Below are 26386 nucleotides of genomic sequence, written 5' to 3' on the forward strand. Positions count from 1 at the left end.
GCCATGGTCAGCGCCGTCTTTCATTCCCCCCGTGAAGCCGCCCTGGAGGCCGCCGCGGCCGCCAAGGCCGCAGCTGTTGTCGTTGCTGCCAAGCCTGTCGAACCACGAGCACCGCGCCCCCCCTTCGACTGGCGCGGCCTGTGGCTGCAGATCATTCCGCCAGTGCTGGGCCTGGCCCTGATGGTGGGCATCTGGGCGCTCTTGACGATGAAGGGCGGTGCCTTCCCGACGCCGGCCGCCACCTTCGAGGCGGCGGTCAAGCTGTTCGCAGACCCGTTCTACAGCAAGGGGCCCAATGACCAGGGCATAGGCTGGAACATCCTGTTCTCGCTGCAGCGGGTGGCCCTGGGCTTCGGCCTGGCGGCGCTGGTGGGCATACCGCTGGGCTTCATGATCGGCCGCTTCGACTTTCTGAACCGCATGCTGTCGCCGCTGATCAGCCTGCTCAAACCCGTCTCGCCGCTGGCCTGGCTGCCGATTGGTCTGCTGGTGTTCAAGAGCGCCAACCCGGCGGCGATCTGGACCATCTTCATCTGCTCGATCTGGCCGATGGTGGTCAACACCGCCGTCGGCGTGCAGCGCGTGCCGCAGGACTATCTGAACGTGGCCCGGGTGCTGAACCTCAGCGAGTGGAAGGTGATGACGCGCATCCTGTTCCCTGCGGTGCTGCCCTACATGCTGACCGGTGTGCGCCTGTCGGTGGGCACGGCCTGGCTGGTGATCGTCGCGGCCGAGATGCTGACTGGTGGCGTGGGCATCGGTTTCTGGGTCTGGGACGAGTGGAACAACCTCAATGTCCAGCACATCATCATCGCCATCTTCGTGATCGGCATCGTGGGCCTCGCGCTCGAACAGCTGCTGATGGCCGTGGCCAGGCGCTTCTCATTCGACGACTAAGGACATGGCCATGCATAACCCCGCATTCATCGACGTGCAAGCGGTCGAGATGGTGTTCAGCACCCGCAAGGGCAGCTTCCATGCCTTGCGCGACATCCATCTGCAGGTCCAGCAGGGCGAGTTCATCACGCTGATCGGCCACTCGGGCTGCGGCAAGAGCACTCTGCTGAACCTGATCGCCGGCCTGCTGCTGCCCACCAGCGGCCTGCTCTTGTGCGACAAGCGCGAGATTGCCGCGCCAGGCCCCGAGCGCGCCGTGGTGTTCCAGAACCACTCGCTGTTGCCCTGGCTGACCTGCTTTGCCAATGTGCATCTGGCGGTGGAGCGGGTGTTCGGCGCTCGCGAATCCAAGGCCCAGCTCGATGCGCGCACGCAGGCGGCGCTGGAGCTGGTCGGCATGGGTCACGCCGCGCAGAAGCGCCCGCATGAGATCTCGGGCGGCATGAAGCAGCGCATCGGCATTGCCCGGGCGCTGGCGATGGAGCCCAAGGTGCTGTTGATGGACGAGCCCTTCGGAGCGCTGGATGCGCTGACCCGCGCCAAGCTGCAGGACGAGCTGCTGAAGATCGTGGCGCGCACGCGCAGCACGGTGGTGATGGTGACGCACGATGTCGACGAGGCCGTGCTGCTCAGCGACCGCATCGTGATGATGACCAACGGGCCGGCGGCGACGATAGGCGAGATCCTGAGTGTTGATCTGCCTCGCCCGCGTGACCGCGTGGCGCTGGCCGAAGACCCGACCTATGTGCACGCGCGCAAGTCGGTGATCGAGTTTCTCTACAGCCGGCATGCCCATGTGGAGAACGCAGCATGAAGAAGATGAAGCTGGTGATGGTGGGCAATGGCATGGCTGGCGTGCGTACGCTGGAAGAGCTGTTGAAGATCGCTCCCGACCTCTACGACATCACCGTGTTCGGCGCCGAGCCGCACCCGAACTACAACCGCATCCTCCTGAGCCCGGTACTTGCCGGCGAGCAGACGCTCGACGAGATCGTGCTCAACCCCTTGAGCTGGTATGCCGACCAGGGCATCACCCTGCATCTGGGCAAGAAGGTCACCACGATCGATCGTATCCGCCGCAAGGTGATTGCCGAAGACGGCAATGGATCCACAACTTCGGCCGAGTACGACCGCCTGCTGATCGCCACCGGCTCCAGCCCCTTCATCCTGCCCATCCCCGGCAAGGAGCTGAAGGGTGTGATCGCCTATCGCGATATCGCCGACACCAACGAGATGATCGAAGCGGCCACCAGGTACCGGCACGCGGTGGTCATCGGCGGCGGCCTCCTAGGCCTGGAAGCGGCCAACGGCCTGATGCTGCGCGGCATGCAGGTCACCGTGATCCATATCGCCGGCTGGCTGATGGAGCGCCAGCTTGATGACCAGGCCGGCGCGCTGCTGCGCCAGTCGCTCGAAGCGCGCGGTCTGAAGTTCATGCTCGGCGCGCAGACTCAAGCCTTGATCGGCGACAAGGACGGCCGCGTGATGGCGGTGCATTTCAAGGATGGCAAGGAGATCCCGGCCGATCTGGTCGTGATGGCCGCCGGCATACGCCCCAACACCGCACTGGCCGAGAGCGCCGGCCTGCACTGCAACCGCGGCATCGTCGTCAGCGACACGATGCAGACCACCACCGACCCGCGCATCTACTCGGTCGGCGAATGCGCGGCGCACCGTGGCATTGCCTACGGCCTGGTCGCGCCGCTGTTCGAGCAGGGCAAGGTCTGCGCCACGCACCTGGCGCAGTTCGGCATCGGCCGCTACACCGGCAGCCAGACCAGCACCAAGCTCAAGGTCACCGGCATCGACCTGTTCTCGGCCGGCGACTTCATGGGGGGCGAGGGCTATGAGGAAGTCGTGATGAGCGACCCCTTTGCCGGGGTTTACAAGAAGCTGGTGATCAAGAACGACCAACTGGTCGGCGCCTGCCTGTACGGCGACACCGTCGATGGCAGCTGGTACTTCAAGCTGCTGCGCGAGGGCCGCAAGATCAGCGACATCCGCGACAAGCTGATGTTCGGCGAGTCGAATATCGGCGACGTCGGCCACCAGGGCCATAACAAGGCGGCGGCGATGCTGGACGCCGACGAAGTCTGCGGCTGCAATGGCGTGACCAAGGGCACCATCTGCAAGGCGATCAAGGACAAGGGCCTGTTCACCTTGGAAGAGGTGCGCAAGCAGACCAAGGCCAGCGCCTCCTGCGGATCGTGCACCGGCCTGGTCGAACAGCTGCTGATGTTCACCGCTGGCGGCGACTACTCGGCTGCGCCGAAGAAAAAGGCGATGTGCGGCTGCACCGACCAGAGCCATGCCGATGTGCGCGCCGCCATCCAGGACCAGCGCCTGCTGACCATCGCCGCGGTGCAATCGACCTTGGGCTGGCGCACGCCCAACGGCTGCTCCAGCTGCCGGCCGGCGCTGAACTACTACCTGATCTCGACCTGGCCCAAGGAGGCCCAGGACGATCCGCAAAGCCGCTACATCAACGAGCGCAGCCACGCCAATATCCAGAAGGACGGCACCTACTCGGTGATCCCGCGCATGTGGGGCGGCGAGACCACGGCCTCGGAGCTGCGCCGCATTGCCGACGCGGTGGACAAGTACAAGATCCCCACCGTCAAGGTCACCGGCGGCCAGCGCATCGATCTGCTCGGCGTGAAGAAGGAAGATCTGGTCGATGTCTGGAAGGACATCGGCATGCCCTCGGGCCACGCCTATGCGAAGGCGCTGCGCACGGTCAAGACCTGCGTCGGCTCCGAGTGGTGCCGCATGGGCACGCAGGACTCGACGCAGATGGGCAAGGACCTGGAGCGCGCGATGTGGCGCATGTACGCGCCGCACAAGGTCAAGTTCGCCGTGTCGGGCTGCCCGCGCAACTGCGCCGAGGCCGGCATCAAGGACGTCGGCATCATCGGCGTGGACAGCGGCTGGGAGATGTATGTGGCCGGCAATGGCGGCATCAAGACCGAGGTCGCCCACTTCTTCTGCAAGCTGAAGACGGCCGAGGAGGTGCTGGAGTACACCGGCGCCTTCATGCAGCTCTACCGCAAGGAGGGCTGGTATCTGGAGCGCACCGTGCACTACGTCTCGCGCGTGGGCCTGGACTATGTGAAAGCCAAGATCCTCGATGACCACACCGGCCGCAAGGCACTGTGGGCCGAGCTGCAGTTCGCGCTCGACGGCGAGCCGGACCCCTGGTTCGATTTCGACAAGGCCAAGGTGGATTTGCGGCAGTTCAAGGCGGTGGAAGGGAGCTTGGCATGAGCGAGTGGAAAACAGTTTGTGCAGTGGACGACATTCCGGTGCAGGGCGCGCGCCGGGTGCAACGCGAGGCCGGCCCCCAGGTGGCGGTGTTCCGTGCCGCCGACGATCGTGTGTTTGCGCTGCTTGACCGCTGCCCGCACAAGGGCGGCCCGCTGAGCCAGGGCATCGTCTTCGGCCACAGCGTCGCCTGCCCGCTGCACAACTGGACCATCGCGCTGGACAGCGGCGAGGCCCAGGCGCCCGACGTCGGCTGCGCGGTGCGCTTTGAGGTCCGCCTTGTAGAGGGGCAGGTCTTGCTGAATCAGATCGAGCTGGACACTCTGGCCATCGATCTGCCGGCGCTGGTGGCCGGGCCTTGCAGCAAGGTGGCCTGAGGTGAAGCTGACCGACTCGCCTCTGGTTGGCAGTCCTATGTACTTTGGTGCTTCGAGGCTGCAGAGGGGGCGGGGGGCCGGCCACTGCGGGCTGAAGTTTTGGTCCGCCCTCGCGGACGGACCTCCAACTTCTTTATGCCCTCCGTGGCCGGCCCCCCACCCCCTCTGCGGATGCACTGGTGGTCGCCGGCACATCCGCTCCAGCAGGGATGAGGGCGTGCCGGTCGCTGCGGGCATAAAGAAGCCGAAGTCCGGTCCGTTCAGGGCCGGACGATGCTTCAGCCCGCAGCGGCTGGCGCGCCCTCGTCCTTGCCGCTACACCTCCGCAGGGCCGCAGCATGGCTGAGACTCGATCGACCTGCCCCTACTGCGGCGTCGGCTGCGGAGTCATCATCGAGAGCGAGGGCGCGCAGATCAGTGGCGTGCGCGGCGACCCGGACCACCCGGCCAATTTCGGGCGCCTCTGCACCAAGGGCTCGACCCTACACCTGACCGCCACGCCCGAGGTGCTGCAGACCCGGCGGCTGCTGACGCCGCAGTGGCGGCCGCAGCGTGGTGGCGCGATGCAGCCACTCGGCTGGAGTGACGCCACCGCACGCATCGCCGACAAGCTCGATGCGATCCGCGCCGAGCATGGTCCGGACGCGATCGCCTTCTACATCTCCGGCCAGCTGCTGACCGAGGACTACCACGCCTTCAACAAGCTGGCGCGGGGCCTGGTCGGCACCAACAATATCGACAGCAATTCGCGGCTGTGCATGAGCTCGGCCGTGGTCGGCTACAAGCAGAGCCTGGGTGCCGATGCGCCGCCCTGCAGCTACGAGGATCTGAACCACGCCGACTGCGTGTTCATCACCGGCGCCAACCCGGCCTGGGCGCATCCGGTGCTGTTCCGTCGGCTCGAAGATGCCCGCGCGGCCCGGCCCGACATGAAGTTGGTCGTCGTGGATCCGCGCCGCACCGAGTCGGCCGAGTTCGCCGACTTGCATCTGCAGATCGCTCCCGGCACCGATGTCGCGCTGTGTCTGGGCATGCTGCATGCCTGCATCTGGGAGGAGTGGCTGGATCGCGATTTCATCGCCGCCCACACCGAGGGCTTTGCGGCGTTGAAAGACCTGGTGCGCGGCATGCCGCCACGCGAAGCCGCGCGCATCTGCGGCATCGCACTGGACGACCTGATGCAGGCCGCGCAGTGGTTTGCCCGTTCGCCGGCCACCCTGTCGCTGTACTGCCAGGGCCTGAACCAGAGCAGCAGCGGCACGGCCAAGAACACCGCGCTGATCAATCTGCACCTGGCCACCGGCCAGATCGGTCGTGCCGGCGCGGGCCCGTTCTCGCTGACCGGCCAACCCAATGCGATGGGCGGGCGCGAGGCCGGTGGCATGGCCACGCTCTTGCCCGGCCATCGCGACCCTGGCAGTGCCGCACACCGCGACGAGATCGCCCGGCTGTGGGGTGTGCCCGCCCTGCCCGAGACCCCGGGCAAGACGGCCGTCGAACTGTTCGAGGCCGCCGCGCGCGGTGAAATCAAGGCACTGTGGATTGCCTGCACCAACCCGGCCCAGTCCATGCCCGACCAGGCGCTGGTGCGCCGGGCGCTGGAGCGCTGCGAGCTGGTAATACTGCAGGAGGCCTTTGCCGACACCGCCACGGCCGCCTACGCCGATCTGCTGCTGCCGGCCGCGACCTGGGGCGAGAAGGAGGGCACGGTCACCAACAGCGAGCGCCGCATCAGCCGGGTGAGGGCGGCGGTGCCGCCGCCCGGCCAGGCGCGGCCGGACTGGCAGATCGTTTGCGACGTGGCCCAGCAGTTGGAGGCGCGCTGGCGCCCCGGCCAGCCCAGCCTGTTCGCGCACACCGGCAGCGAGGCTCTGTGGCTGGAGCACCGCGAGGCCACCCGCGGTCGTGACCTGGACATTTCCGGCCTGAGCTACGCGCTGCTCGACGCACAGGGTCCGCAACAGTGGCCGTTCCCGGAAGGCGCGACCAAAGGCACGGCCCGGCTCTACCAGGACGGCCACTTCGCCACCGCCAACGGCCGCGCCCGCTTCATTGCCAAGCCCTACCAGCCCGCCGCCGACAAGCCCGACGCCCGCTATCCGCTGGTGCTGAACACCGGCCGCATGCGCGACCAGTGGCATGGCATGAGCCGCAGCGGTGTCGTCGGCAGGCTGTTCAGCCACGAGGGCACGCCGGCCCTGCGCATGAGCCCGCAGGACCTGCCGCGCCGCGGCCTGAGCGATGGCGATCTGGTGCGTGTGCGCTCGCGCCGCGGCGAGCTGGTGCTGCCGCTGCTGGCCGACGAGGGCATCAAGCCGGCCCAGGCCTATGTGGCGATGCACTGGGGCCAGGAGTTCGTTTCCGGCCGCTCCGCTCAGGGCCAGGCCTTGCTGGGCATCAATGCCGCGACGCAAAGCGCCTACTGCCCCGACTCCAAACAGCCCGAGCTGAAGTTCAGCAGCGTCAGCGTCGAACGGCTGGAGCTGCCCTGGAGGCTCAGCGCCGCCGCCTGGTGCGAAGCCGGCGAGAGCGCGGCCATGGCCCGGCGCCTGCGCGCGTTGATGGGCGAGCTGGATTACGGCAGCTGTGTGCCGGTGGCCGGCCGCGACGGCCTGGAGGGCTGGAGCTTCGAGGGGGCCAGCGCCGCACCCCTGGCCCAAACCTTGATCACCTCCTTTGCCGAGGCGTTGGGGCTGAACCAGCCCGGCCTGCTGCGCTATGTCGACACCCGTCGCGGCCGTTGCCGGCTGCTGCGTCTGGCCGGCGCCGGCGAGGACGCTCGGCTGCAGGCGGTGCTGCGCGTCGGCGAGGGCCGCGAAGGTGCCTGGCTGCTGAATCTGTGGCGCGAGGCCGAACCGGTCGCACCGCATGGCCGCTGGCTGCTGGCGCCGGAGGCCGGCACGCCGGCGGGCCTGGTCGAACGCAGCGCCCAGATCTGCAACTGCCTGGACGTCAGCGAGGCACGCATCACCGATTGCCTGGGGCGGGCGTCCGGCGATGCCGGCACCCGTCTGGCGACCTTGCAGAGCGAGCTGCGCTGCGGCACCCAGTGCGGCTCCTGCCTGCCCAGCCTGCGCCGGCTGGTGGCGGCCAGTCCCATCAAAGTTGTCGAAGAGGTAACTCCATGAACACAAGCTCCACCCCATGCGTCAGCCTGGTCGGCGCCGGCCCCGGCGATCCCGAGTTGCTGACCCTGCGTGCGCTGAATCGCCTGCAGGCCGCCGATGTGGTGCTGTGCGACGACCTGGTCGACCGCCGCGTGCTGGCCATGCTGCGCTCCGATGCGCGGGTGCTGCACGTCGGCAAACGGGGAGGCTGCGTCTCGACCTCCCAGGCCTTCATCCACCAGCTGATGCTGCGCGAGGCCCGTGAGGGCAAGCGGGTGGTGCGGCTCAAGGGCGGTGATCCCTTTGTGTTCGGCCGCGGCGGCGAAGAGTGCCAGGCGCTGCGCGAGGCTGGCATCGAGGTGGAAGTGGTGCCCGGCATTACCTCGGGCATAGCCGCACCGGCCGCCGTCGGCATCCCGGTCACCGACCGCCGCCACGCACCGGGGGTGGCCTTCATCACCGGCCACAACCGTGCCGATGCGCAGTCCGGTGCCGGTCCCGACTGGGCGGCGCTGGCGCGCAGCGGCCTGACCCTGGTGATCTATATGGGCCTGGCCCGCTGCGAGGCCCTGGTGGCCGAGCTTCGCGCCGCCGGCATGGACGGCGACATGCCCGCCGCCGCGATTGCCGCCGCCCACACGCCGCAGCAACGCCAGCTGCTGTGCACCCTGGACGGCCTGGCCCAGGGCCTGCGCGACGAGCAGATCAGCAGCCCGGCCATCCTGGTCATCGGCGAGGTGGTGCGCGAGGCCCATGGCTGGGCCGAGCTGACGCAGGAGCTGCAGCAGCGCACCGCACTGGTTGGCTAGCTCAGGCGGAAGCCCCGCACCAGCCCCGACAGCTTGATCGCCTGCTCCTTCAGCGACTCGGCCGCCGCGGCGCTTTGCTCGACCAGCGCGGCGTTCTGCTGCGTCATCTGATCGAGCTGTATCACCGAGCCGTTGACCTGGCCTATGCCCTGGCTCTGCTCGACGGTGCTGGCGCTGATCTCGGCAATGATGTCGGTCACGCGCTTGACGCTGGCGACGATCTCGCCCATCGTCGTGCCGGCGTCCTGCACCAGGCGGGCCCCGGTCTCGACCTTGTCGACGCTGCTGCCGATCAGGGTCTTGATCTCCTTGGCCGCCTCGGCGCTGCGCTGGGCCAGTGAGCGGACCTCGCTGGCCACGACGGCAAAGCCGCGGCCCTGCTCGCCGGCACGGGCCGCCTCGACGGCGGCATTCAGCGCCAGGATATTGGTCTGGAAGGCGATGCCGTCGATCACGCCGATGATGTCGCTGATCTTCTTCGAGCTGGTGTTGATCTCGTCCATCGTCGACACCACCTGGGCCACCACCGAGCCGCCGCGTTGCGCCACCTCGGCGGCGCTATGGGCCAGCTGGTTGGCAGTGGCGGCGCTGTCGGCGCTCTGGCGCACGGTGCCGGTCAGCTCGGTCATCGCGCTGGCGGCCTGCTGCAGGTTGGAGGCGGTCTGCTCGGTGCGCTGGCTGAGGTCGGTGTTGCCGGTGGCAATCTCGGCGCTGGCGGTCTGGATGCTGTCGGCGCTGTGTCGCACCTCGCCGACCACCTGGTTCAGCGCCGCCTTCATCTTGTCCAGCGCGCGCAACACGTCGCCGATCTCGTCGCCACGGTCGGTGGCCAAGCTGCCGGTCAGATCGCCCTGGCCGATGCGCTCGGCCATCTTGGCCACCTCAGCCAGCGGGGCGGAGATCGCCCGCACCAGATACATCGTGCTCACCGCCAGCAGCAGCACCACCAAGCCCATCACGCCGGCCACCGTCCAGACGGTACGCATCCGTTCGGCCCCGGCCTGCTCGCGCAGCTGGTCGGACTTGGACTGCTGCAGCTTGACGAAGTCCTGTTGGCGGGCCAGATAGTCGGCCACGGCGGGCAGCATCTTGTCCTTGAGCATGGCATTGGCGCCCTCGGCATTGCCACCGGTCTTGAGCTTGGTGGCATCGCCGCGTATCGCGATATAGCTCTTGCGCGCCTCGGCCACGCGGGCCATGGCGGCCTTCTCGTCGCCCTCCTGGGCCAGAGCCTCCAGCTGCTTCTGGATCTCGGAAATGGCGGCCGTGGTGGCGTCGATATCGGGCTTGAGCATGGTGCCGACATTCGGATCGGTGCTGGCCAGGCTTGCCACCGCACGGCTGGCATTGGTCTCGGTCATGCCGCGCCAGCGCAGGGCCAGCTCGAACTTGCTCTGCTGGCGCTCCTGCACCAGTTTGGCTGCGGCCTGCAGGCTGCTGGTGCGGCTTGCCGAGGCCACGGTCATCAAGGCCATCGCCACGCCCAGGGCGATGGTCGGCATCCAGAGCCGGGCGGAAATGCTGAGCTTCTTCATGGCGTGAAGGTCCCTTCCAAACGGTTCGACAAGATGGCGGGCCCAGCTTAGCCGGCTTTGCCCCGAGCTGGTGCGCGCACCCTCTGTTAGGCTGTGGTTTCTGTGAACTCTCACTGGCAGCGATGAGCTTTCTGGCCATAGACATCGGCAATACGCGCCTGAAATGGGCGCTGTACGCCTCGCCCCAGCCAGGCGCCGCCTTGCTGGCCCATGGCGCGGTGTTCCTGGAGAACATCGACCAGCTGGCCGAGCGCGAATGGCAGGCGCTGCCTGCGCCGCATTCCATACTCGGCTGCAATGTGGCCGGCGACGCGATCCGCCGCCGCGTCGAGGAGCAGGTGGACGAGCTGTGGGAGATCGAGCCGCGCTGGGTCGTGTCCTCGCTGCAGGCCGGTGGCATCACCAACGGCTATGACCACCCCGGCCGCCTGGGCGCGGACCGCTTCGTGGCCCTGATCGGCGCCCGCTGGCATGTGCTGGCCCGTGGCCCGGCCCGGCCGGCCCTGGTGGTGATGGTGGGCACGGCGGTGACCGTCGATGCGCTGGATCAGAACGGCCACTTTCTCGGCGGCCTGATACTGCCCGGCCACGGCATCATGCTGCGCGCGCTGGAGGGGGGCACGGCCGGCCTGCGCGTGCCCACCGGCGAGGTGCGCGAGTTCCCGACCAATACCTCGGATGCGCTGACCAGCGGCGGCACCTATGCCATCACCGGCGCGATCGAGCGCATGCACCGGCACCTCAGCCAGCGCTGCGGCCCGCACTGCCCCCACGCGCCCGTCACGCTGATGACCGGTGGTGCCGGATGGAAGGTGGCACCGGCGCTGGACCTGCCACACGAGCTGGTGGAGTCGCTGATCTTCGACGGCATCCTGTCGTTGCAGTCGCATCGCTTGGCGCTGTAGTTTTCTGCTTGTTGTCGCCGCAGTGGCGCGCCTTCTTGAAGTTATGTCATCATTCGGCAGAACTTCTGGGAGGAAGTCATGCAGCTCGAAGAGCGCGGCTTGAATGGAGTGCTCCGTCTGGCGGAAATGGTGGCCCAAGGCCTGACCTCGCCTCAGCACCTCTTGTCTGAATTGCGGGTCGTCTTCAACGCGGCCTCGGCCATGCTGGTGACGCCCTTCGCGCGCCAGGCCCGCGGCTCGCCCTGGCTGGCCCAGGGCCTGACCTGCTCGGTGGGCATGGATTGCCGGCAGCAGTATTACGAACGCTGGATGGACAACGATCCCTGGCGCATGGCCTGGCTGGAGCGCGGCCTGTCGATGAAGGCCGGCACGGCCCATGCCGGGCGCGAGTATCTCAGCGGCGAGCAGCTGACGCATACCCATTGCTACGCCGCCTTTGCGTCCCAGCACGGGCTTTGGGATGTGAGTTGCCTGATCGTCGATGACGGCCAGGGTCCGCAGGGCGGGCCGATGCTGGTGCTGGCCCTGAACCGGGCTCGCCACCAGCCTTCGATGAGCGATGCCGACGTCGCACGGCTGCGCAGCCTGCACCTGCCGCTGCAGCGGGCGCTGTCGCTGTATGCGGCCCAGCAGCACTCGGCGCCGGACCTGTCAGGCCCGGCCGCGGCCTTTGCCAGCATGCCGCAGGCGGTGCTGGTGTTGCGCACGGACCGGCAGCTGATCTACACCAACCCTGCGGCCGAGTCGCTGCTGACCCTGGGCGATGGTCGGTCGTCCGGAGGGCGGCTTGAACGCCTGGGGCAGTTGGAGGCCGCCGAGCTGGACCAGTTGCTCGCCCGGGCCGCTGCCGGCAGCGCCGAGGAGCAGGGCCTGTGGTTCGGCCCCGATCTGCAGACCGGGCGCGTCCACGCCGCCAGCCTGGCCGGAAGAACCGCCCGTGCGGCCGCATGGCCCGAGGGCGCGCTGCTGCTGACGGTGCAGCGCGACGCCCCGCGCATCAGCCAGGCCGCGCGCATCGCCGGTCTGGCCGCGCGCTGCGCGCTGAGCCCGGCCGAGCGCCAGGTGCTGGAGCTGCTCTGCACCGGGCTCAGCGTGGGGCAGGTGGCGCAGCGCCTGGATGTCCGCGTCTCCACCGTGCGCACCCATGTGCGGGGACTGCTGGGGAAGACCGGCGCCGGGCGGCTGATGCTGCTGCTCGCGCAGATGGGGGCGGTGTCAGGTCATGCCGAGACGGTCTGACACGCTGGAGTCAAAGAATGTAGCGAGAGAGGTCTTCATTGCGCGCCAGCTCGGCCAGCTTGCCGTCCACCACCGCCGCGTCGATGGTGAAGGTCTGACCGGCGCGATTGGGCGCATCGAAGCTGACCTCGTCGAGCAGGCGCTCCATCACGGTGGAAAGGCGGCGTGCGCCGATGTTCTCGGTGCGCTCGTTGACGTCGTAGGCGATCTGCGCCAGGCGGCGTATGCCCTCGGCGGCAAAGTCCAGCGTCACGCCCTCGGTGGCCAGCAGGGCCTGGTACTGCTTGACCAGGCTGGCATGGGTGCTGGTCAGGATGGCTTCGAAGTCATCGACCGACAGCGAGCCCAGCTCGACGCGGATCGGGAAGCGCCCCTGCAGCTCCGGTATCAGATCGCTGGGCTTGGCCAGGTGGAAGGCCCCCGAGGCGATGAACAGGATGTGGTCGGTCTTGACCATGCCGTACTTGGTGTTGACCGTCGTACCCTCGACCAGGGGCAGCAGGTCACGCTGCACGCCCTGGCGCGAGACCTCGGCACCATTGCCCTCGCTGCGCGAGGCGACCTTGTCGATCTCGTCGATGAAGACAATGCCGTTCTGCTCGGTGTTGTGCAGGGCGCTGGTCTTGATCTCGTCCTCGTTGACGAGCTTGCCGGCCTCTTCCTCGACCAGCAGCTTCATTGCCTCGGCGATCTTCACCTTGCGTGTCTTGCGCTTGCCTGCGCCCATCTGCGAGAACATGCCCTTGAGCTGCTCGGCCATTTCTTCCATGCCCTGCGGGCCCATGATTTCCAGCGCCGGGCGGGCCTCGGCCAGATCGACCTCGATTTCCTTGTCGTCCAGCGCCCCCTCGCGCAGGCGCTTGCGCATCACCTGGCGCGCCGTGTTCTCATTCGCAACAGCGGGGCCGGGTATTGCTGCCGGAGCCGGAGCGGCAAAGCCGAACTCGCTGCCGCTTGAGGCGCCGCGCGGCGGCGGCACCAGGATGTCGAGCACGCGCTCCTCGGCGGAATCTTCGGCGCGGGTGCGCTGGCGACGCATCTGCGTCTCGCGCTCCTGCTTGACGGCCATGTCCACCAGGTCGCGGATGATGGAGTCCACATCCTTGCCGACATAGCCGACCTCGGTGAACTTGGTCGCCTCGACCTTGATGAAAGGGGCGTCGGCCAGCTTGGCCAGGCGGCGCGCGATCTCGGTCTTGCCCACGCCGGTGGGGCCGATCATCAGGATGTTCTTGGGCGTGATCTCGCCGCGCAGCTTTTCATCGACCTGCTGGCGGCGCCAGCGGTTGCGCATGGCGATGGCCACCGCGCGCTTGGCCGCCTGCTGGCCGACGATGTGTCGGTCGAGCTCGGAAACGATTTCTTGAGGAGTCATGGACATGGCGCTTATGCCTTGGCCGCCGGACCATCGAGCGTCTCGATGATGTGGCTCTGGTTGGTGTAGATGCAGATGTCGCCGGCGATCTCCAGCGAGCGCTTGACGACATCGGCCGGCGCCAGCTCGGTGTGCTGTATCAGCGCACGGGCCGCCGCCTGGGCATAGGCGCCGCCGGAGCCGATGGCGACGATGCCATGCTCGGGCTCCAGCACATCACCATTGCCGGTGATGATCAGCGAGGCTTCGCGGTCGGCCACGGCCAGCATGGCCTCGAGCCGGCGCAGCACTCGGTCGGTGCGCCAGTCGCGGGTCAGCTCGATGGCGGCACGGACCAGATGGCCCTGGTGCTTCTCCAGCTTGGACTCGAAGCGTTCGAACAGCGTGAAGGCATCGGCCGTGGCGCCGGCAAAACCGGCCAGCACCTGGTCACGGTAGAGCTTGCGCACCTTGCGTGCGCTGGATTTGACGATGATGGTGCCCAGCGTGACCTGGCCGTCGCCGCCGAGGGCGACCAGATTGCCGCGTCTTACGCTGAGGATGGTTGTTCCGTGGTATTGATCCATCGGCGGCAGTTTGGGGCGTTGAAACGCATTTCAAGTTCGTAGCCCGGATGAAATCCGGGGCCCCGCATTCCATGCGGGCTACGCCTATACGGCGTGCACCTTCACCTTGGCATGCTCATTGATCCCCATCGCGCCGAAGAACAGCGCCACCAGGCGGTGCGCCTCGGTGAAGGTGACGGCGCGGTTCTCGCCACGACGGCTCAGGACCCAGTTCAGCAGGTCACCGGCGGCGATGAAGTCCACCCGTATCAGCCGTGTGCAGGACACATTCACCTGGGTCGAGTTGCCCAGCTCGGCATTCATGCGCTTGAGCGTGTCGCTGATGTCGCCGACCAGCTGGCCCGACAGCTCGAATTGAGCCACCTGCACCATGCCGGCCTGGTCGAGGATCTGCGACTCCATGAAGCTGGTGCTGGCCTCGGTGACGATGGAGGTCGGCGGGGCGACGGTGGACTGGGTGGCGCCGCTGATGCGGGCGCGGCAGGTCACCCGTTCCCAGGACGGCGGCGAGACCTCGTAGGTCACGCAGTAGTCGATCGCGGTCTCGTCGAACTGGTCCGGGCGGTTGGCCACGCGCAGCGCGTCCAGGCGCAGCATCCAGTAGGCCGGATCGGCATCGCGCACGCCGGTCGGCGAGGCTTCCTTCAGCACATTGAAGAAATGCTCACCGGACAGCCAGCGCAGGTCCAGCGGCTGGACAGCCCACTGGCGCATCAGCTCGCTCAGCCGGCCGCAGGCCTCGACCTCGACCTGGCGCAACGGGCCCCAGTCGAACACCCAGGGCAGGGGCATCTGCAGCGTCTGCGAGCGCAGTTTCGAGACGGCCTCCAGGTCCAGCACCTCGGGCGAGACCCAGCCGATGTCGCCGCGGTCCTGGCTGGGCTTGGGCGGCTCGGCACTGGCCGCGGCGGCCACCAGCTTGGGCAGCGAGAACCATTGCGGCGAGGACAGCGCGAACTGCTGCGCATAGTTCAAGGCCAGGGCCTCGAATTTGTCCTGCTGGCCAGTGGCTCGGTAGAGGTCGAACAGCACCAGCCAGGTCTCGCTCTGCAGATTGCGCGGGCCGCCTGGCAGTGTCATGTTCAGCAGCGCGCGCTCGCACTGCTCGAAATCGGCATTGGCAAAGGCGATCACCGCCTCGTCCAGCTCGGGGTCGTGGACCACCTCGCTGACCTCGATCTCCGGCAGAACCGTCCGGTCGTTGAGGAAGTCCAGTGCCACCAGCGAGATCTCGGCCGGCTTGTTGGCTTCGCTCAGCGGCGGCATGCTTTGTTTCATCGTCGCTGCGGCGGGCGGCGGCGTCAGCTCCAGGCGCTCCAGCTCCTCGGCGCTGGCGGCATCGGCCACGCTGGGGCTGGGCTCGCGCTCCAGTCGACCCGGGCGGGTGTTGGCCGGGCGGGCCATGGCCGGAGGGCCGCCGGGATGCTCGGGCGTTGATGGAGGTTGGGGCGGGGAAAAGTGGGCCGGCTGGGTAGCGGTGTCGTAGAACGACGGTGGTCGGGGGCGGTTGCCGCCGATCACGTTCTCGCTGACCATCTGCTGCTCGATCGCGTCGATCTTGGCCTTGACCCCCTTCTCGGGGCGGCCGGAGGCAGGCTCGCTGTGACGGCCCGAATCCTCCATGCGCGAGCTGGCGCTGCCCAGGGCGGCCAACTGCTCGTTGGTCAGGCCCTCGCGGCGCACGCGGCGCAGCATGTCCAGCTCGTTCTTGCGCACGAAGTCATTGCGGCGCTTGCGCTCAATCATCGACTTGAGCTCGCTCTTGGCGAGATCGTCCTCGAGATTGCTGTCCTGCTTGGTGCTCAGCTCGGCCCAGTCCGTGGCCGGGTTGGCCACGAAGCGCACGACCTTGCGGAAGAAGCTCTCGCCGTCTTTCGGATCTGTCATGAGGCTTCTTTGAGGGGTGCTGCCGGGGGCCGGGGCGAATCAGTCGCCGAACATCTTCTGCTTCATCTCGCGGCGCTGCTGGGCTTCCAGCGACAGCGTGGCGGTCGGGCGGGCGATCAGGCGGCCCAGGCCGATGGGTTCGCCTGTCTCGTCACAGTAGCCGTACTCACCGGTGTCCAGGCGGGCCAGCGACTGCGTGATCTTCTTCAGCAGCTTGCGCTCGCGGTCGCGGGTGCGCAACTCCAGCGCGTGCTCTTCCTCGATGGTGGCGCGGTCGGCCGGATCGGGGACGATGGAGGTGTCTTCGCGCAGATGCTCGGTGGTCTCGCCGGCATTGGACAGCAGGTCTTCCTTCAACTCCTGCAGCTTGCCGCGGAAGAAGTCGAGCTGCTTGTCGTTCATGTACTCGCTGTCGGGCATGGCGAAGATCTCGGCTTCGCTCATCTCGCGGCCGGACTTGGTCTTCCAGGCATTGGCCAGCTTGGGGTCCGGCTTGGCGGCGATTCGGGGGGTATCAATCACAGGGCTGTTCATTTGTCGCGTTGGCGGCTTAGGGGGAGCAAAACGGTCCGCGAACCGGCTGGAGCCAACCAGCGGCGCATGCACCATGGCCGGGCCCGTATCCACTTTGGACGCCGCCGCCTTGGCGGAGGATTTGCCCGCGGGCTTGGGGGCCGGGGCTTGAAGCGTTGACTTGGTGCTCATGGTGTCCATTGCTGTATCGCCCGACTTCGGGCTTGCCGCCTTAGTTGCGACCTTCGCTGCGGCTTTCGCTGCAGGCTTTTCTTCGGCCTCAACGGCCGGGTGTTTGGCCTTGGCTGGGGCATGGGCGGCAGCCGGGGCTGCCGCAGCGGTCACTGCTGTTTTGGCGGATGCCTTGGTCGGACTGGATGCTGGGGCCGGGGTCTTGCTCACGTCTGTCTCCTCGCATCGGCAGTTATACCTGCTCTATGGGTCGGCTGTGGGTCACATCTGCATTCCCTGCCACTTCGGGCGCCGCGGATTGTAGCCACGTTGCAGGAATGCCAACGGATTCCAATCAAATTTAGACCAGACAGCCCTCCAAACCCTGTAACAAGATATCTTTTGGCAGGTCTATGCCGATGAAAACCATCTTGCTGGTCTTGGTTTCGCCGGGCGCCCATTTGGGGCCCAGATCGCTGCCCATCAGCTGGTGCACGCCCTGGAAGATCACCTTGCGGTCCGAGCCCTTCATGTTCAGCACGCCCTTGTAGCGCAGCATCTTGGGGCCGTAGACCTGGACGATGGCACCCAGGAAGTCTTCCAGCTTGGCCGGATTGAAGGCCTTGTTGGACTTGAAGACGAAGGACTTCACATCGTCGTCGTGGGCATGGTGGTGCGGATGGTCGCAGTGCTCGCCATGCTCGTGGTCGTGATGGTCGTGCTTGTGGCCATGGCTGTGACCGTGGGGCTCGTCGGCCTTCAGGAAGTCGGGGTCGATGTCCAGCTTGGCATTCAGATTGAAACCGCGCAGATCGAACACTTCGGCGATCGGCACCTCGCCGAAATGCACGCGGCGCTGCGGCGCGCGCGGGTTCATATGCTTGATGCGGTGGCTCAGGTCCTCCAGCTTCGCGGCATCGGCCAGGTCGCTCTTGCTGATGAAGATCTGGTCGGCAAAGCCGATCTGGCGACGCGCTTCCTGGCGCTCGTTGAGCTGGGTGTCGCCGTGGACGGCATCGACCAGGGTCAGGACCGAGTCGAGCAGATAGCTCTCGGCGATCTCGTCATCCATGAAGAAGGTCTGGGCCACCGGGCCGGGATCGGCCAGGCCGGTGGTTTCGATGACGACACGGTCGAACTGCAGTTCGCCCTTGCGACGCTTTTCGGCCAGATCGTTCAGCGTGGTGCGCAAATCCTCGCGGATGGTGCAGCAGACGCAGCCATTGTTCATCTGGATGATCTGCTCGGTGGTGTCCGAGACGAGGATCTCGTTGTCGATGTTCTCCTCGCCGAACTCGTTCTCGATCACGGCGATCTTCTGGCCGTGGGCCTCGGACAGCACGCGCTTGAGCAGGGTGGTTTTGCCCGAACCGAGAAAGCCGGTCAGGATGGTGGCGGGGATCAGAGCTGGGGTGGTCATGATGGAGACTTTATAAAGCGGATTTGCCGAGGCGAGGCTCTGACAAATGGGGGCCGCAGACTGTGGTTCAAGGGCGGGCGGCTGTCAATGGGGTATTCTGTGCTTTGTCGCAACTCCCTCGCGCAAGCGCGATGTCCGAGCCTTCACCTAGGACCAGTCCGAAACCGGGCGCCCGTCATACCGCCGCTGCCGATAGACGCACCGTGTTCGAGCGCTTGCTCGAATTCCTGCATCCGGGGCCGGATTCCAAGCTTGAACTGATCGCCACCCTGGCCGATGCGGAGCAGCGCGAGCTGATCGAGCCCGAGTCGCGGCTGATGCTCGAGGGTGTGCTGCGCATGGCAGAGCTGAGTGCCGGCGACGCCATGGTGGCCGCCCCGCGCATGGACCTGTTGGACATCGACGCCCCCTATGACGACCTGCTGGCCGCGGTGATAGACACCGGACACTCGCGTTTTCCGGTATTCGAGGGGCAAAAAGACAACATCATCGGCATCCTGCTGGCCAAGGATCTGCTTAAGCTGCAGCGAGCGCCCGAGATCAATCTGCGCATCCTCCTGCGGCCGACCGTGTTCGTGCCCGAGTCCAAGGGGCTGAACGAACTGCTGCGCGACTTCCGCTCGAACCGCAACCATCTGGCCATCGTGATCGACGAATTCGGCAACACCGCCGGCCTGATCACCATCGAGGACGTGCTGGAAGAGATCGTCGGCGAGATCGAGGATGAGTTCGACGACAAGGACGGCGACAGCAGCATCTACACGCTGGCCGATGGCAGCCAGCGGGTGGCCGGAGACGCCGACATCAAGGCCGTCAACGAGGCCTTCTCGGTGCAACTGCCGGAGGAAGATTTCGACACCATCGGTGGCCTGGTCGCCCAGGAGCTGGGCCGCGTGCCGCGGCGCGGGGAGATCGTCGAGCTGGCCGGCCTGAGCTTCAACGTGATGCTGGCGCGCGGCGGTGCGGTGCGCTGGTTCAAGGTCACCCGCGCACCCGAGCGCAAGACGGAAGCCGACGGGGCACCCACCGCGTGAAGGCGCTCGCCTCCGTGCGCGGCTGGTTCGCCAGCGCGCCGGCCATGCTTGTGGCCGGCCTCGGCCAGACCCTGTCATTCGCGCCCTTCGAGGCCTGGTGGCTGCAGCCGCTGTCGCTGGCCCTGCTGGCCTTTGCCACGGTGCAGGCCGCGCCGCGCCGCGCCGCTTTCCTTGGCTGGCTGTTCGGTGTGGCCTGGCTGGTCTCGGGCCTGTGGTGGCTCTACATCAGCATGCATGACTTCGGCGGCATGCCGGCCTGGCTGGCGGCGCTGGCCGTGGTGGCGCTGGCAGCGGCCCTGTCGCTGTACTACGCCGCGGCGATGGCCCTGTTTGCCCGGCTGCGCGGCGCCAACCCCTATCTGAATGCGCTGCTTTGGGCTGCCTGCTGGCTGCTGGCCGAGCTGGCGCGGGCGGTGCTGTGGACCGGCTTCCCGTGGATCGCCTCCGGCTATGCGCACAGCGTCGGCCTCTTGAGCGCCTGGGCGCCGTGGATAGGCGTCTATGGCCTGTGCGCGCTGGGGGCGGGGCTGGCCTTTGTGCTTGCATCGCTACTGGGCCATGGGCCGTCGCGAAGCAAGCTGATTTTGGCGGCCGGCGGCCTGGCCGTGCTGGTGGCCGGCCCGCTGCTGCCAAGCGTTTTTACGCAAGACGCCGGTACGCTGAAGGTCAGCCTGCTACAGCCCAATGTGGCGCAGAACCTGAAGTTCGATCCGAACCGGCTGGAGGTCAATCTGCAGCTGCTGCTGCGCCAGATCGCCAGTGCCAAGGGCGATCTGGTGGTGACGCCTGAATCGGTTGTGCCGCTGACCCGGGCCGAGCTGAGCCCGGGTTTCTGGGCCGATCTGCAGGCGCCGTTTGCCGCCCAGGGCCGGGGGCTCCTGATCGGCATCTTTACCGGCAGCGAGGCCGAGGGCTATGTCAATTCAGTGCTGGGCCTGCCGGGGCCGGGCGGCGCCGATTATGTCTACGGCAAGCGCCATCTGCTGCCTTTCGGCGAATTCATCCCTCCCGGCTTTCGCTGGTTCGTAGCCCTGCTGCAGATTCCGCTGGGCGACCAGGCCAGCGGCCGCAGCGAGGCCGCCTACGAGGTGGCCGGCCAGCGTGTGCGGCCGCTGATCTGCTATGAGGATCTGTTCGGCGAAGATGTGGTCGCCAGCATGGTCGGCCCGCGCCCGGCCACCCTGTTCGTCAATGTCAGCAATCTGGCCTGGTTCGGCGAGTCGCTGGTGCAGGATCAGCACCTGCAGTTCTCGCAGATGCGAGCACTGGAGTTTCAGCGCGCGGTGGTGCGCTCGACCAATACCGGCGCCACTGCTGTGGTTGATCACCTCGGTCGCATCGGCCCGCGCCTGCCGGCGCTGACCGAGGGCATTCTGGAGGCCGAGGTGCAGGGGCGGGTGGGCGTGACGCCCTATGCGCGCTGGCTGTCGGCGCTGGGGCTGTGGCCGCTGTTCGGGCTGGCCGTGGGGGTGCTGTGCTGGGCCTGGCGCCGACGTGGTGGCTGATCGCTAGCGCCCCATCCGCACCAGCCGACCCGGCCGCTCGCCGGTGATCTCGCCATCCCGCTGCACGCAGCGCCCCGCGACCCAGGTGGCCCGATAGCCCTTGGCCTTCTGCAGAAAGCGCTGGCCGCCTGCCGGCAGGTCGCGCACCAGCCGCGGCACGCCGACCGACAACGCGGCCGGATCGATCAGATTCAGATCGGCGCGCAGCCCCACCGCGATGCAGCCACGGTCGGCCAGGCCCAGATAGTCGGCATTGCGCTGCGTCAGCATCTGCACCACAGTCTCCAGCGGCAGGCGGTCCCTGGCCCGGTCACGCACCCAGTGGGTCAGCATGAAGGTGCTGAAGCTGGCGTCGCATACGGTGCCCACATGGGCGCCGGCGTCGCTCAAGCCCAGCAGCGCGCGCGGGTGGTCCAGCATCTGGCGCACCACGTCCAGCGAGCCCTGGTTGTAGTTGAAGATAGGGAAATAGATCAGATTGCCGCCGTCACCCCCGGCCAGGTGGTCGTACAGCGCCTCCAGCGCCGTGCAGCCGCGCTGCTTGGCGCGGACCAGAAAGCTCTGCATCACCGTCGGCTCGTAGTCCGGCTCGACCCCATCGGTCGATGACAGCGGGAACATGCGGCCGCTGATCAGCTCGATGCGGGCCAGCAGGATGTCCACCAGCGGCGGGATGGCCGTGCCGTCACCGGCCAGGCGGTCCGACTTCTCGGCCAGGATGCGGGCCTTGCGCGCCGGGTCGCGCAGCGCCGCCGCACGCTCGGCCAGCGGCAGATGGGCCACCTCCTTGTAGCCGGGGAAGCCCATGAAGGGATGAAAGCTCGCGTCCAGCCCGTTGATCACGCCGATGCCGCGCGCGGCCGTCTGCAGGTACAGCGGCAGGCCCTTGGCGACAGCCGCTTCGACACGGGCGGCAATCGCCTTGTACTGCTCGCCGCCGGGGTCGCGCTGCAACCAGGTCATCGACAGCTTTCTGCCGCTGGCTGCGGCCAGTTGCTCCAATAAATCGAACTCGGCATCGAAGCGCTCTGCGCCGCGCAGCAGATCGAAGTCGCTGACCATCTGCACCACGCCATGCTGCAAGCCCTCGAAGGCCCGGGCCAGGCCGATCAGCTCGGCGGCGCTGGCCTCGGAGGCCGGTGTCTCGTGACCCTCGGCGGTGCGATGGTTGTCGCTGCGGCCGGTCGAGAAACCGACCGCGCCGGCCTGCAGAGCTTCGCGCAGCAGCGCGCGCATCTGCTCGATGTCGTCGTCGGTTGCGGCCTGCTGCGCCACGGCCCGTTCGCCCATCACGAACATGCGCAGCGGGTCATGGGGCACCTGGACCAGATAGTCCAGGCTGCGCGGCCGGGTCGCCAGCGCGTCCATGTACTGCGGGAAGCTCTGCCAGCAGAAGTCGATGCCCTCGGCCAGCGCCACGCCGGGGATGTCTTCCACGCCCTGCATCAGGTTGATCAGCCGCTGCTGCTCGCCGCTGCGCAGCGGCGCGAAGCCGACGCCGCAATTGCCCATCACCAGTGTCGTCACGCCATGGTGGATGCTGGGCGAGAAGGTCTCGTCCCAGCTGGCCTGGCCGTCGTAATGGGTGTGGATGTCGACGAAGCCTGGGGTCAGCCAGGCGCCTGCGGCCTGGACGGTCTCGGCCGCGGCGCCGGTGAGGGAGCCGATCTCGACGATCAAGCCATCCTTCACGCCCACATCGGCAGTGAACGCCGGCGCGCCCGTGCCATCGACGATGGTCGCGCCTTTAACGAGCAAGTCCAGCATCGCTCTTCCTCCAGTAGATTGCCAGGCCCATGCCCGACACGATGTGCCAGATGCCCCACAGGCTGGCGATGATCACCATGCCCAGGTCGGCATTGAACTGCACGGCAATGATGCCCAGGGCCAGGCCCGAGTTCTGCATGCCGCCCTCAATCATCACCGCGCGCTTGTCGGGCTCGGACATGCCCATGGCCTTGGACGTGACCCAGCCCAGCAGCAGGCCGGCGCCGTTGTGGAGCACGACGATGGCCAGCATCGGCAGGATGGCGGCATTCAGCAAATGGCGCTGCGCCACCAGGCCCAGCGCGATGAAGGCCAGCAGGGCCAACAGGCTGAAATTGCCCAGCGGCTTGCGGATGCGCTCGGCCAACGCCGGTTGGTGGTGGCTCAACGTCAGGCCCAGGGCCATCGGTATGGCCAGCATCAGCGCCAGGCTGATCCAGATGTCATTCGGGTTGATCGCAATCTCGCGCAGCCAGGCGGCGGTGGCCGGGTTGGCGGCCATCATCCAGCCGAAGTTGAACGGTGTCAGCACAAGCGCCATCAGGCTGGCAACGGCCGAGACACTGACCGACAGCGCCGTGTTGCCGCGGCCGTAGTGGGTGACATAGTTGCTCAGCGAGCCCCCCGGGCAGGCGGCCACCAGCATCATCGCGGCCTCGACATTGGCCGGCAGGTCCAGCGCCAGCGTGGCCAGCCAGGTGCCCACCGGCAAGAGCAGAAACTGCGGGATCAGGCCGCAGACCACGCTTCTGGGCATCTTCGCCACGCGCCGGAAATCCTCTACCTTCAGCTCCAGCGCCACCGAAAACACCATGGTTGCCAGCACCAGGCTCAGTATCAGTTGTTGTGTGCTCACACGCGCCTCCTCCCGATTCACAGCGTAGCGGCTGTCAACCCCCGTAAAATCAATCGTTTACGCCTAGACCGAGAGCTCCGCGCCATGCTGACCTTCCAGCAAATCATCCTGAAATTGCAAGACTATTGGGACCAACAGGGCTGCGCCCTGCTGCAGCCCTACGACATGGAAGTCGGCGCGGGCACCAGCCACACCGCCACCTTTTTGCGCGCCATCGGCCCGGAGCCCTGGAAGGCCGCCTATGTGCAGCCCAGCCGCCGCCCCAAGGACGGCCGCTATGGCGAGAACCCGAACCGCCTGCAGCACTACTACCAGTACCAGGTCGTGCTCAAGCCGGCACCGGCCAATATCCTGGAGCTGTATCTGGGCTCGCTGGAAGCGCTGGGCTTCGACCTGAAGAAGAACGATGTGCGCTTCGTCGAGGACGACTGGGAAAACCCGACGCTGGGCTGCTGGGGCCTGGGCTGGGAGGTCTGGCTCAATGGCATGGAGGTGACGCAGTTCACCTACTTCCAGCAGGTCGGCGGCCTGGACTGCAAGCCCATCACCGGCGAGATCACCTACGGCCTGGAGCGCCTGGCCATGTATCTGCAGGGTGTCGAAAGCGTCTATGACCTGGTCTACGCGCCGGGCATCAGCTACGGTGACATCTATCACCAGAACGAGGTCGAGCAGAGCACCTACAACTTCGAGCATTCGGATGTGGACTTCCTGCTCGGAGCCTTCGCGAGCCACGAGCAGCAGTCCAAGTACCTGATGGAGCAAAACCTGGCCCTGCCAGCCTACGAGCAGCTGCTCAAGGCCGCGCACAGCTTCAATATGCTGGACGCCCGCGGCGCCATCAGCGTGACCGAGCGCGCCGCCTACATCGGCCGCATCCGCGACATCGCGCGCAAGGTGGCCAAGAGCTATTTCGACAGCCGCGCGCGGCTGGGTTTCCCGATGGCGCAGAAGGAGCGCGCCGACGAGGTACTGGCCCTGATCCTGAAGAACGAGAAGAAGGCTGCCTGAGATGAGTACGCAGAATCTGCTGGTCGAGTTGTTTGTCGAAGAGCTGCCGCCCAAGGCGCTGAGGAAGCTGGGCGATGCGTTTTCGTCGGTGCTGGCCGCGAGCCTGAAGGCGCAGGGCCTGACGTCTGAGGCCTCGGTCGTGACTTCGTTCGCCTCGCCGCGCCGGTTGGCCGTGCACGTCACACAGGTCGCCGCCAAGGCCGCCGACCGTTCGGTGCAGCAAAAGCTGATGCCCGTCGCCGTGGCGCTGGACGCCGGCGGCAATGCCACGCCGGCCCTGCTGAAGAAGCTGGCCGCGCTGGGCGCCGACGCCTCAGCCGTGCCGAATCTGAAGCGTGCACCTGACGGCAAGGCCGAGGCGCTGTTCCTCGATTCGATGGTGGCCGGCGCGACGCTGGCCGAGGGCCTGCAGAAGGCGCTGGATGAGTCGCTGGCCAAGCTGCCCATCCCCAAGCTGATGACCTATCAGCTGGGCGATGGCTGGAGCGACGTCAAGTTCGTGCGCCCGGCCCATGGCCTGGTGGCCCTGCATGGCGGCGAGGTCGTTGCGATCTCGGCCCTGGGCCTGACGGCCGGCCGCAATACCACCGGCCACCGCTTCGAGGCCGGCGTTTCGCCCATTGTGCTGAGCGATGCCGACAGCTATGAAAAGCAAATGGCCGAGCAGGGCGCCGTGATCGCGAGCTTTGATGCCCGCCGCGCCGAGATCGTGCGCCAGCTGCAGGCCGCCGCCGCGCCGCTGGGCCTGACGCCCATCGACGACGAGGCCCTGCTGGACGAGGTCACGGCCCTGGTCGAGCGCCCGAACGTGCTGCTGTGCCAGTTCGAGCCCGAGTTCCTGGGCGTGCCGCAGGAATGTCTGATCCTGACGATGAAGGCCAACCAGAAGTACTTCCCGCTGCTGGATGCCAAGGGCAAACTGACGCATCAGTTCCTGATCGTCAGCAATATCAGCCCGGCCGACGCCAGTGCGGTGGTCCAGGGCAATGAGCGGGTCGTGCGGCCGCGCCTGTCCGACGCCAAGTTCTTCTTCGACCAGGATCGCAAGAAGACACTGGAATCGCGGGTGCCGGGTCTTGACAAGGTGGTCTACCACGGCAAGCTGGGTACCCAGGGCGAGCGCAGCGAGCGCGTGCGTGCCATTGCCCATGCCATCGTCAACCAGCTGCGCATGGCCACCGTGCCCTACACGGCCGAGGCCAAGGACGAGTTCGAGGTGCTGGACGCCAAGGCCCAGCAGGCGGCCCGCCTGGCCAAGACCGATCTGCTGACCGATATGGTCGGCGAGTTTCCGGAGCTGCAGGGCATCATGGGTGGCTACTACGCCCGCCATGAGGGCCTGCGCGACGGCGTTGCGATTGCCATCGAAGACCACTACAAGCCCCGCTTTGCCGGCGATGCGCTGCCGCGCAACCACACCGGCACCGTGGTGGCCCTGGCCGACAAGCTGGAAACCCTGGTCGGCCTGTTCGGCATCGGCCAGCTGCCCACCGGCGACAAGGACCCGTTCGCTCTGCGCCGCCATGCGCTGGGCGTCATTCGCATCCTGGTCGAGAAAAATCTGCCGCTGGACCTGGCTGCCCTGGTCGAATCGGCCTTGCCGGCCTTTGGCGAACTGATAGCCAACCCGGCCGAAGCGCTATTGATCTTCATGCAGGACCGCCTGGCCGTGACGCTGCGCGACCAGGGCTACAGCGCCCAGGAAGTGGACGCCGTGTTGGCCCTGGCGCCGCAACGCCTGGGCGATGTGCCGCGCCGCCTGGAGGCCGTGCGTGCCTTCGCGGCCCTGCCGGAGGCGGCCTCGCTGGCCGCGGCCAACAAGCGCGTCTCCAACATCCTGAAAAAAGTCGAAGGCGAGCTGCCCTCGGCGGTGGATACCGGCCTGCTGAAGGAGGCGGCCGAGCAGCAGCTGAATGCGGCCCTGGCGCAGATCCGTCCGCAGGCCGACAGCCTGTTCGAGCAGCACGACTACGCGGCCTCGCTGCGCGCACTGGCGGCGCTAAAAGCCCCGGTTGATGCCTTCTTCGACGGCGTGATGGTCAATGCCGAAGACGCAGCCCTGCGCGCCAATCGCCTGGGCCTGCTGAAGAACCTGCACGAGGCGATGAACCGCGTCGCCGATCTGTCAAGATTGGCGGCATGAGTCATAGC

At 67.1% G+C, this 26386-nt stretch carries 20 protein-coding genes; 12 read left to right on the forward strand and 8 right to left on the reverse strand.

Annotation, left to right across the window (positions count from 1 at the left end; translation table 11 throughout):
* The first annotated feature begins 3 nt into the window (after positions 1-3).
* From ntrB to cobA, 6 genes are all read left to right on the forward strand, one after another.
* Positions 4-897 (forward strand): nitrate ABC transporter permease, encoded by an 894-nt coding sequence (ntrB, locus tag DES47_RS11045; protein ID WP_133700695.1) that lies wholly within the window; start codon positions 4-6, stop codon positions 895-897.
* 10 nt (positions 898-907) lie between these two features.
* Positions 908-1711, forward strand: a complete 804-nt coding sequence (locus DES47_RS11050; RefSeq protein WP_133700696.1) for an ABC transporter ATP-binding protein — start codon at positions 908-910, stop codon at positions 1709-1711.
* Positions 1708-4161 (forward strand): nitrite reductase large subunit NirB, encoded by a 2454-nt coding sequence (nirB, locus tag DES47_RS11055; RefSeq protein ID WP_133700697.1) that lies wholly within the window; start codon positions 1708-1710, stop codon positions 4159-4161. Before DES47_RS11050 ends, nirB begins: the two co-directional genes overlap by 4 nt.
* Complete coding sequence (gene nirD, locus DES47_RS11060) at positions 4158-4535, forward strand: nitrite reductase small subunit NirD (RefSeq protein ID WP_133700698.1); 378 nt, start codon at positions 4158-4160, stop codon at positions 4533-4535. The genes nirB and nirD overlap by 4 nt, the downstream gene beginning before the upstream one ends.
* 338 nt (positions 4536-4873) lie before the next feature.
* Positions 4874-7663: a nitrate reductase gene (locus tag DES47_RS11065; protein WP_133700699.1), complete on the forward strand. Its 2790-nt coding sequence runs from the start codon at positions 4874-4876 to the stop codon at positions 7661-7663.
* Positions 7660-8451 carry a uroporphyrinogen-III C-methyltransferase gene (gene cobA / locus DES47_RS11070; protein WP_133700700.1) on the forward strand — a complete coding sequence of 264 codons (792 nt, stop codon included), beginning with the start codon at positions 7660-7662 and terminating at the stop codon, positions 8449-8451. The genes DES47_RS11065 and cobA overlap by 4 nt, the downstream gene beginning before the upstream one ends.
* Here the strand turns inward: cobA and DES47_RS11075 are convergent.
* Positions 8448-9986 carry a methyl-accepting chemotaxis protein gene (locus DES47_RS11075; protein ID WP_133700701.1) on the reverse strand — a complete coding sequence of 513 codons (1539 nt, stop codon included), beginning with the start codon at positions 9984-9986 and terminating at the stop codon, positions 8448-8450. The two genes, cobA and DES47_RS11075, sit on opposite strands and share 4 nt — an antisense overlap.
* A gap of 122 nt (positions 9987-10108) precedes the next feature.
* Here DES47_RS11075 and DES47_RS11080 point away from each other — a divergent pair, with 122 nt between their 5' ends.
* Both DES47_RS11080 and DES47_RS11085 read left to right on the forward strand, forming a co-directional pair.
* Positions 10109-10891, forward strand: coding sequence for a type III pantothenate kinase (locus DES47_RS11080; RefSeq protein ID WP_133700702.1), 783 nt, complete (start codon positions 10109-10111; stop codon positions 10889-10891).
* A gap of 78 nt (positions 10892-10969) precedes the next feature.
* Positions 10970-12130 carry a helix-turn-helix transcriptional regulator gene (locus tag DES47_RS11085; RefSeq protein ID WP_133700703.1) on the forward strand — a complete coding sequence of 387 codons (1161 nt, stop codon included), beginning with the start codon at positions 10970-10972 and terminating at the stop codon, positions 12128-12130.
* Positions 12131-12140: 10 nt separating this feature from the next.
* On the opposite strand, the gene hslU is transcribed toward DES47_RS11085, so the two are convergent.
* The 5 genes from hslU to DES47_RS11110 all read right to left on the reverse strand — a co-directional run bounded on the left by hslU (position 12141) and on the right by DES47_RS11110 (position 18062).
* Positions 12141-13511 (reverse strand): ATP-dependent protease ATPase subunit HslU, encoded by a 1371-nt coding sequence (gene hslU / locus DES47_RS11090; RefSeq protein ID WP_133700704.1) that lies wholly within the window; start codon positions 13509-13511, stop codon positions 12141-12143.
* Positions 13512-13516: 5 nt separating this feature from the next.
* Positions 13517-14071: an ATP-dependent protease subunit HslV gene (gene hslV, locus DES47_RS11095; protein ID WP_133700705.1), complete on the reverse strand. Its 555-nt coding sequence runs from the start codon at positions 14069-14071 to the stop codon at positions 13517-13519.
* 84 nt (positions 14072-14155) lie between these two features.
* Positions 14156-15958 (reverse strand): hypothetical protein, encoded by a 1803-nt coding sequence (locus DES47_RS11100; protein ID WP_133700706.1) that lies wholly within the window; start codon positions 15956-15958, stop codon positions 14156-14158.
* A 39-nt stretch (positions 15959-15997) separates the two neighbouring features.
* On the reverse strand, positions 15998-16480 hold the full coding sequence (gene dksA, locus DES47_RS29670; protein ID WP_341800596.1) for an RNA polymerase-binding protein DksA: 483 nt from the start codon (positions 16478-16480) through the stop codon (positions 15998-16000).
* Positions 16481-17003: 523 nt separating this feature from the next.
* Positions 17004-18062, reverse strand: a complete 1059-nt coding sequence (locus DES47_RS11110) for a CobW family GTP-binding protein (protein ID WP_133700707.1) — start codon at positions 18060-18062, stop codon at positions 17004-17006.
* Positions 18063-18193: 131 nt separating this feature from the next.
* On the opposite strand from DES47_RS11110, the gene DES47_RS11115 reads away from it, so the two are divergent.
* Together DES47_RS11115 and lnt are read left to right on the forward strand one after the other, a co-directional pair.
* Positions 18194-19096: an HlyC/CorC family transporter gene (locus DES47_RS11115; protein WP_133700708.1), complete on the forward strand. Its 903-nt coding sequence runs from the start codon at positions 18194-18196 to the stop codon at positions 19094-19096.
* Positions 19093-20601 (forward strand): apolipoprotein N-acyltransferase, encoded by a 1509-nt coding sequence (gene lnt, locus DES47_RS11120; protein ID WP_243748253.1) that lies wholly within the window; start codon positions 19093-19095, stop codon positions 20599-20601. The genes DES47_RS11115 and lnt overlap by 4 nt, the downstream gene beginning before the upstream one ends.
* Positions 20602-20604: 3 nt before the next feature.
* On the opposite strand, the gene DES47_RS11125 is transcribed toward lnt, so the two are convergent.
* On the reverse strand, positions 20605-22368 hold the full coding sequence (locus DES47_RS11125; RefSeq protein WP_133700709.1) for an N-acyl-D-amino-acid deacylase family protein: 1764 nt from the start codon (positions 22366-22368) through the stop codon (positions 20605-20607).
* Positions 22349-23224, reverse strand: coding sequence for a bile acid:sodium symporter family protein (locus DES47_RS11130; RefSeq protein WP_133700710.1), 876 nt, complete (start codon positions 23222-23224; stop codon positions 22349-22351). Before DES47_RS11130 ends, DES47_RS11125 begins: the two co-directional genes overlap by 20 nt.
* Before the next feature lie 84 nt (positions 23225-23308).
* Between DES47_RS11130 and glyQ the strand changes: the two genes are divergently transcribed.
* Both glyQ and glyS read left to right on the forward strand, forming a co-directional pair.
* Positions 23309-24235 carry a glycine--tRNA ligase subunit alpha gene (gene glyQ / locus DES47_RS11135; protein ID WP_133700711.1) on the forward strand — a complete coding sequence of 309 codons (927 nt, stop codon included), beginning with the start codon at positions 23309-23311 and terminating at the stop codon, positions 24233-24235.
* A gap of 1 nt (position 24236) precedes the next feature.
* Positions 24237-26378 (forward strand): glycine--tRNA ligase subunit beta, encoded by a 2142-nt coding sequence (gene glyS, locus DES47_RS11140; RefSeq protein ID WP_133700712.1) that lies wholly within the window; start codon positions 24237-24239, stop codon positions 26376-26378.
* Positions 26379-26386 lie beyond the last annotated feature (8 nt).

It is taken from the genome of Roseateles toxinivorans, from assembly GCF_004362525.1.
Taxonomy (GTDB): Bacteria; Pseudomonadota; Gammaproteobacteria; order Burkholderiales; family Burkholderiaceae_C; genus Paucibacter; species Paucibacter toxinivorans.

Bases quoted from the DNA above. Each gene is read 5' to 3' on its own strand.
- ntrB (WP_133700695.1), top strand. From the start codon at position 4: ATGGTCAGCGCCGTCTTTCATTCCCCCCGTGAAGCCGCCCTGGAGGCC.
- DES47_RS11050 (WP_133700696.1), top strand. From the start codon at position 908: ATGCATAACCCCGCATTCATCGACGTGCAAGCGGTCGAGATGGTGTTC.
- nirB (WP_133700697.1), top strand. From the start codon at position 1,708: ATGAAGAAGATGAAGCTGGTGATGGTGGGCAATGGCATGGCTGGCGTG.
- nirD (WP_133700698.1), top strand. From the start codon at position 4,158: ATGAGCGAGTGGAAAACAGTTTGTGCAGTGGACGACATTCCGGTGCAG.
- DES47_RS11065 (WP_133700699.1), top strand. From the start codon at position 4,874: ATGGCTGAGACTCGATCGACCTGCCCCTACTGCGGCGTCGGCTGCGGA.
- cobA (WP_133700700.1), top strand. From the start codon at position 7,660: ATGAACACAAGCTCCACCCCATGCGTCAGCCTGGTCGGCGCCGGCCCC.
- DES47_RS11075 (WP_133700701.1), bottom strand. From the start codon at position 9,986: ATGAAGAAGCTCAGCATTTCCGCCCGGCTCTGGATGCCGACCATCGCC.
- DES47_RS11080 (WP_133700702.1), top strand. From the start codon at position 10,109: ATGAGCTTTCTGGCCATAGACATCGGCAATACGCGCCTGAAATGGGCG.
- DES47_RS11085 (WP_133700703.1), top strand. From the start codon at position 10,970: ATGCAGCTCGAAGAGCGCGGCTTGAATGGAGTGCTCCGTCTGGCGGAA.
- hslU (WP_133700704.1), bottom strand. From the start codon at position 13,511: ATGTCCATGACTCCTCAAGAAATCGTTTCCGAGCTCGACCGACACATC.
- hslV (WP_133700705.1), bottom strand. From the start codon at position 14,071: ATGGATCAATACCACGGAACAACCATCCTCAGCGTAAGACGCGGCAAT.
- DES47_RS11100 (WP_133700706.1), bottom strand. From the start codon at position 15,958: ATGACAGATCCGAAAGACGGCGAGAGCTTCTTCCGCAAGGTCGTGCGC.
- DES47_RS11110 (WP_133700707.1), bottom strand. From the start codon at position 18,062: ATGACCACCCCAGCTCTGATCCCCGCCACCATCCTGACCGGCTTTCTC.
- DES47_RS11115 (WP_133700708.1), top strand. From the start codon at position 18,194: ATGTCCGAGCCTTCACCTAGGACCAGTCCGAAACCGGGCGCCCGTCAT.
- DES47_RS11125 (WP_133700709.1), bottom strand. From the start codon at position 22,368: ATGCTGGACTTGCTCGTTAAAGGCGCGACCATCGTCGATGGCACGGGC.
- glyQ (WP_133700711.1), top strand. From the start codon at position 23,309: ATGCTGACCTTCCAGCAAATCATCCTGAAATTGCAAGACTATTGGGAC.
- glyS (WP_133700712.1), top strand. From the start codon at position 24,237: ATGAGTACGCAGAATCTGCTGGTCGAGTTGTTTGTCGAAGAGCTGCCG.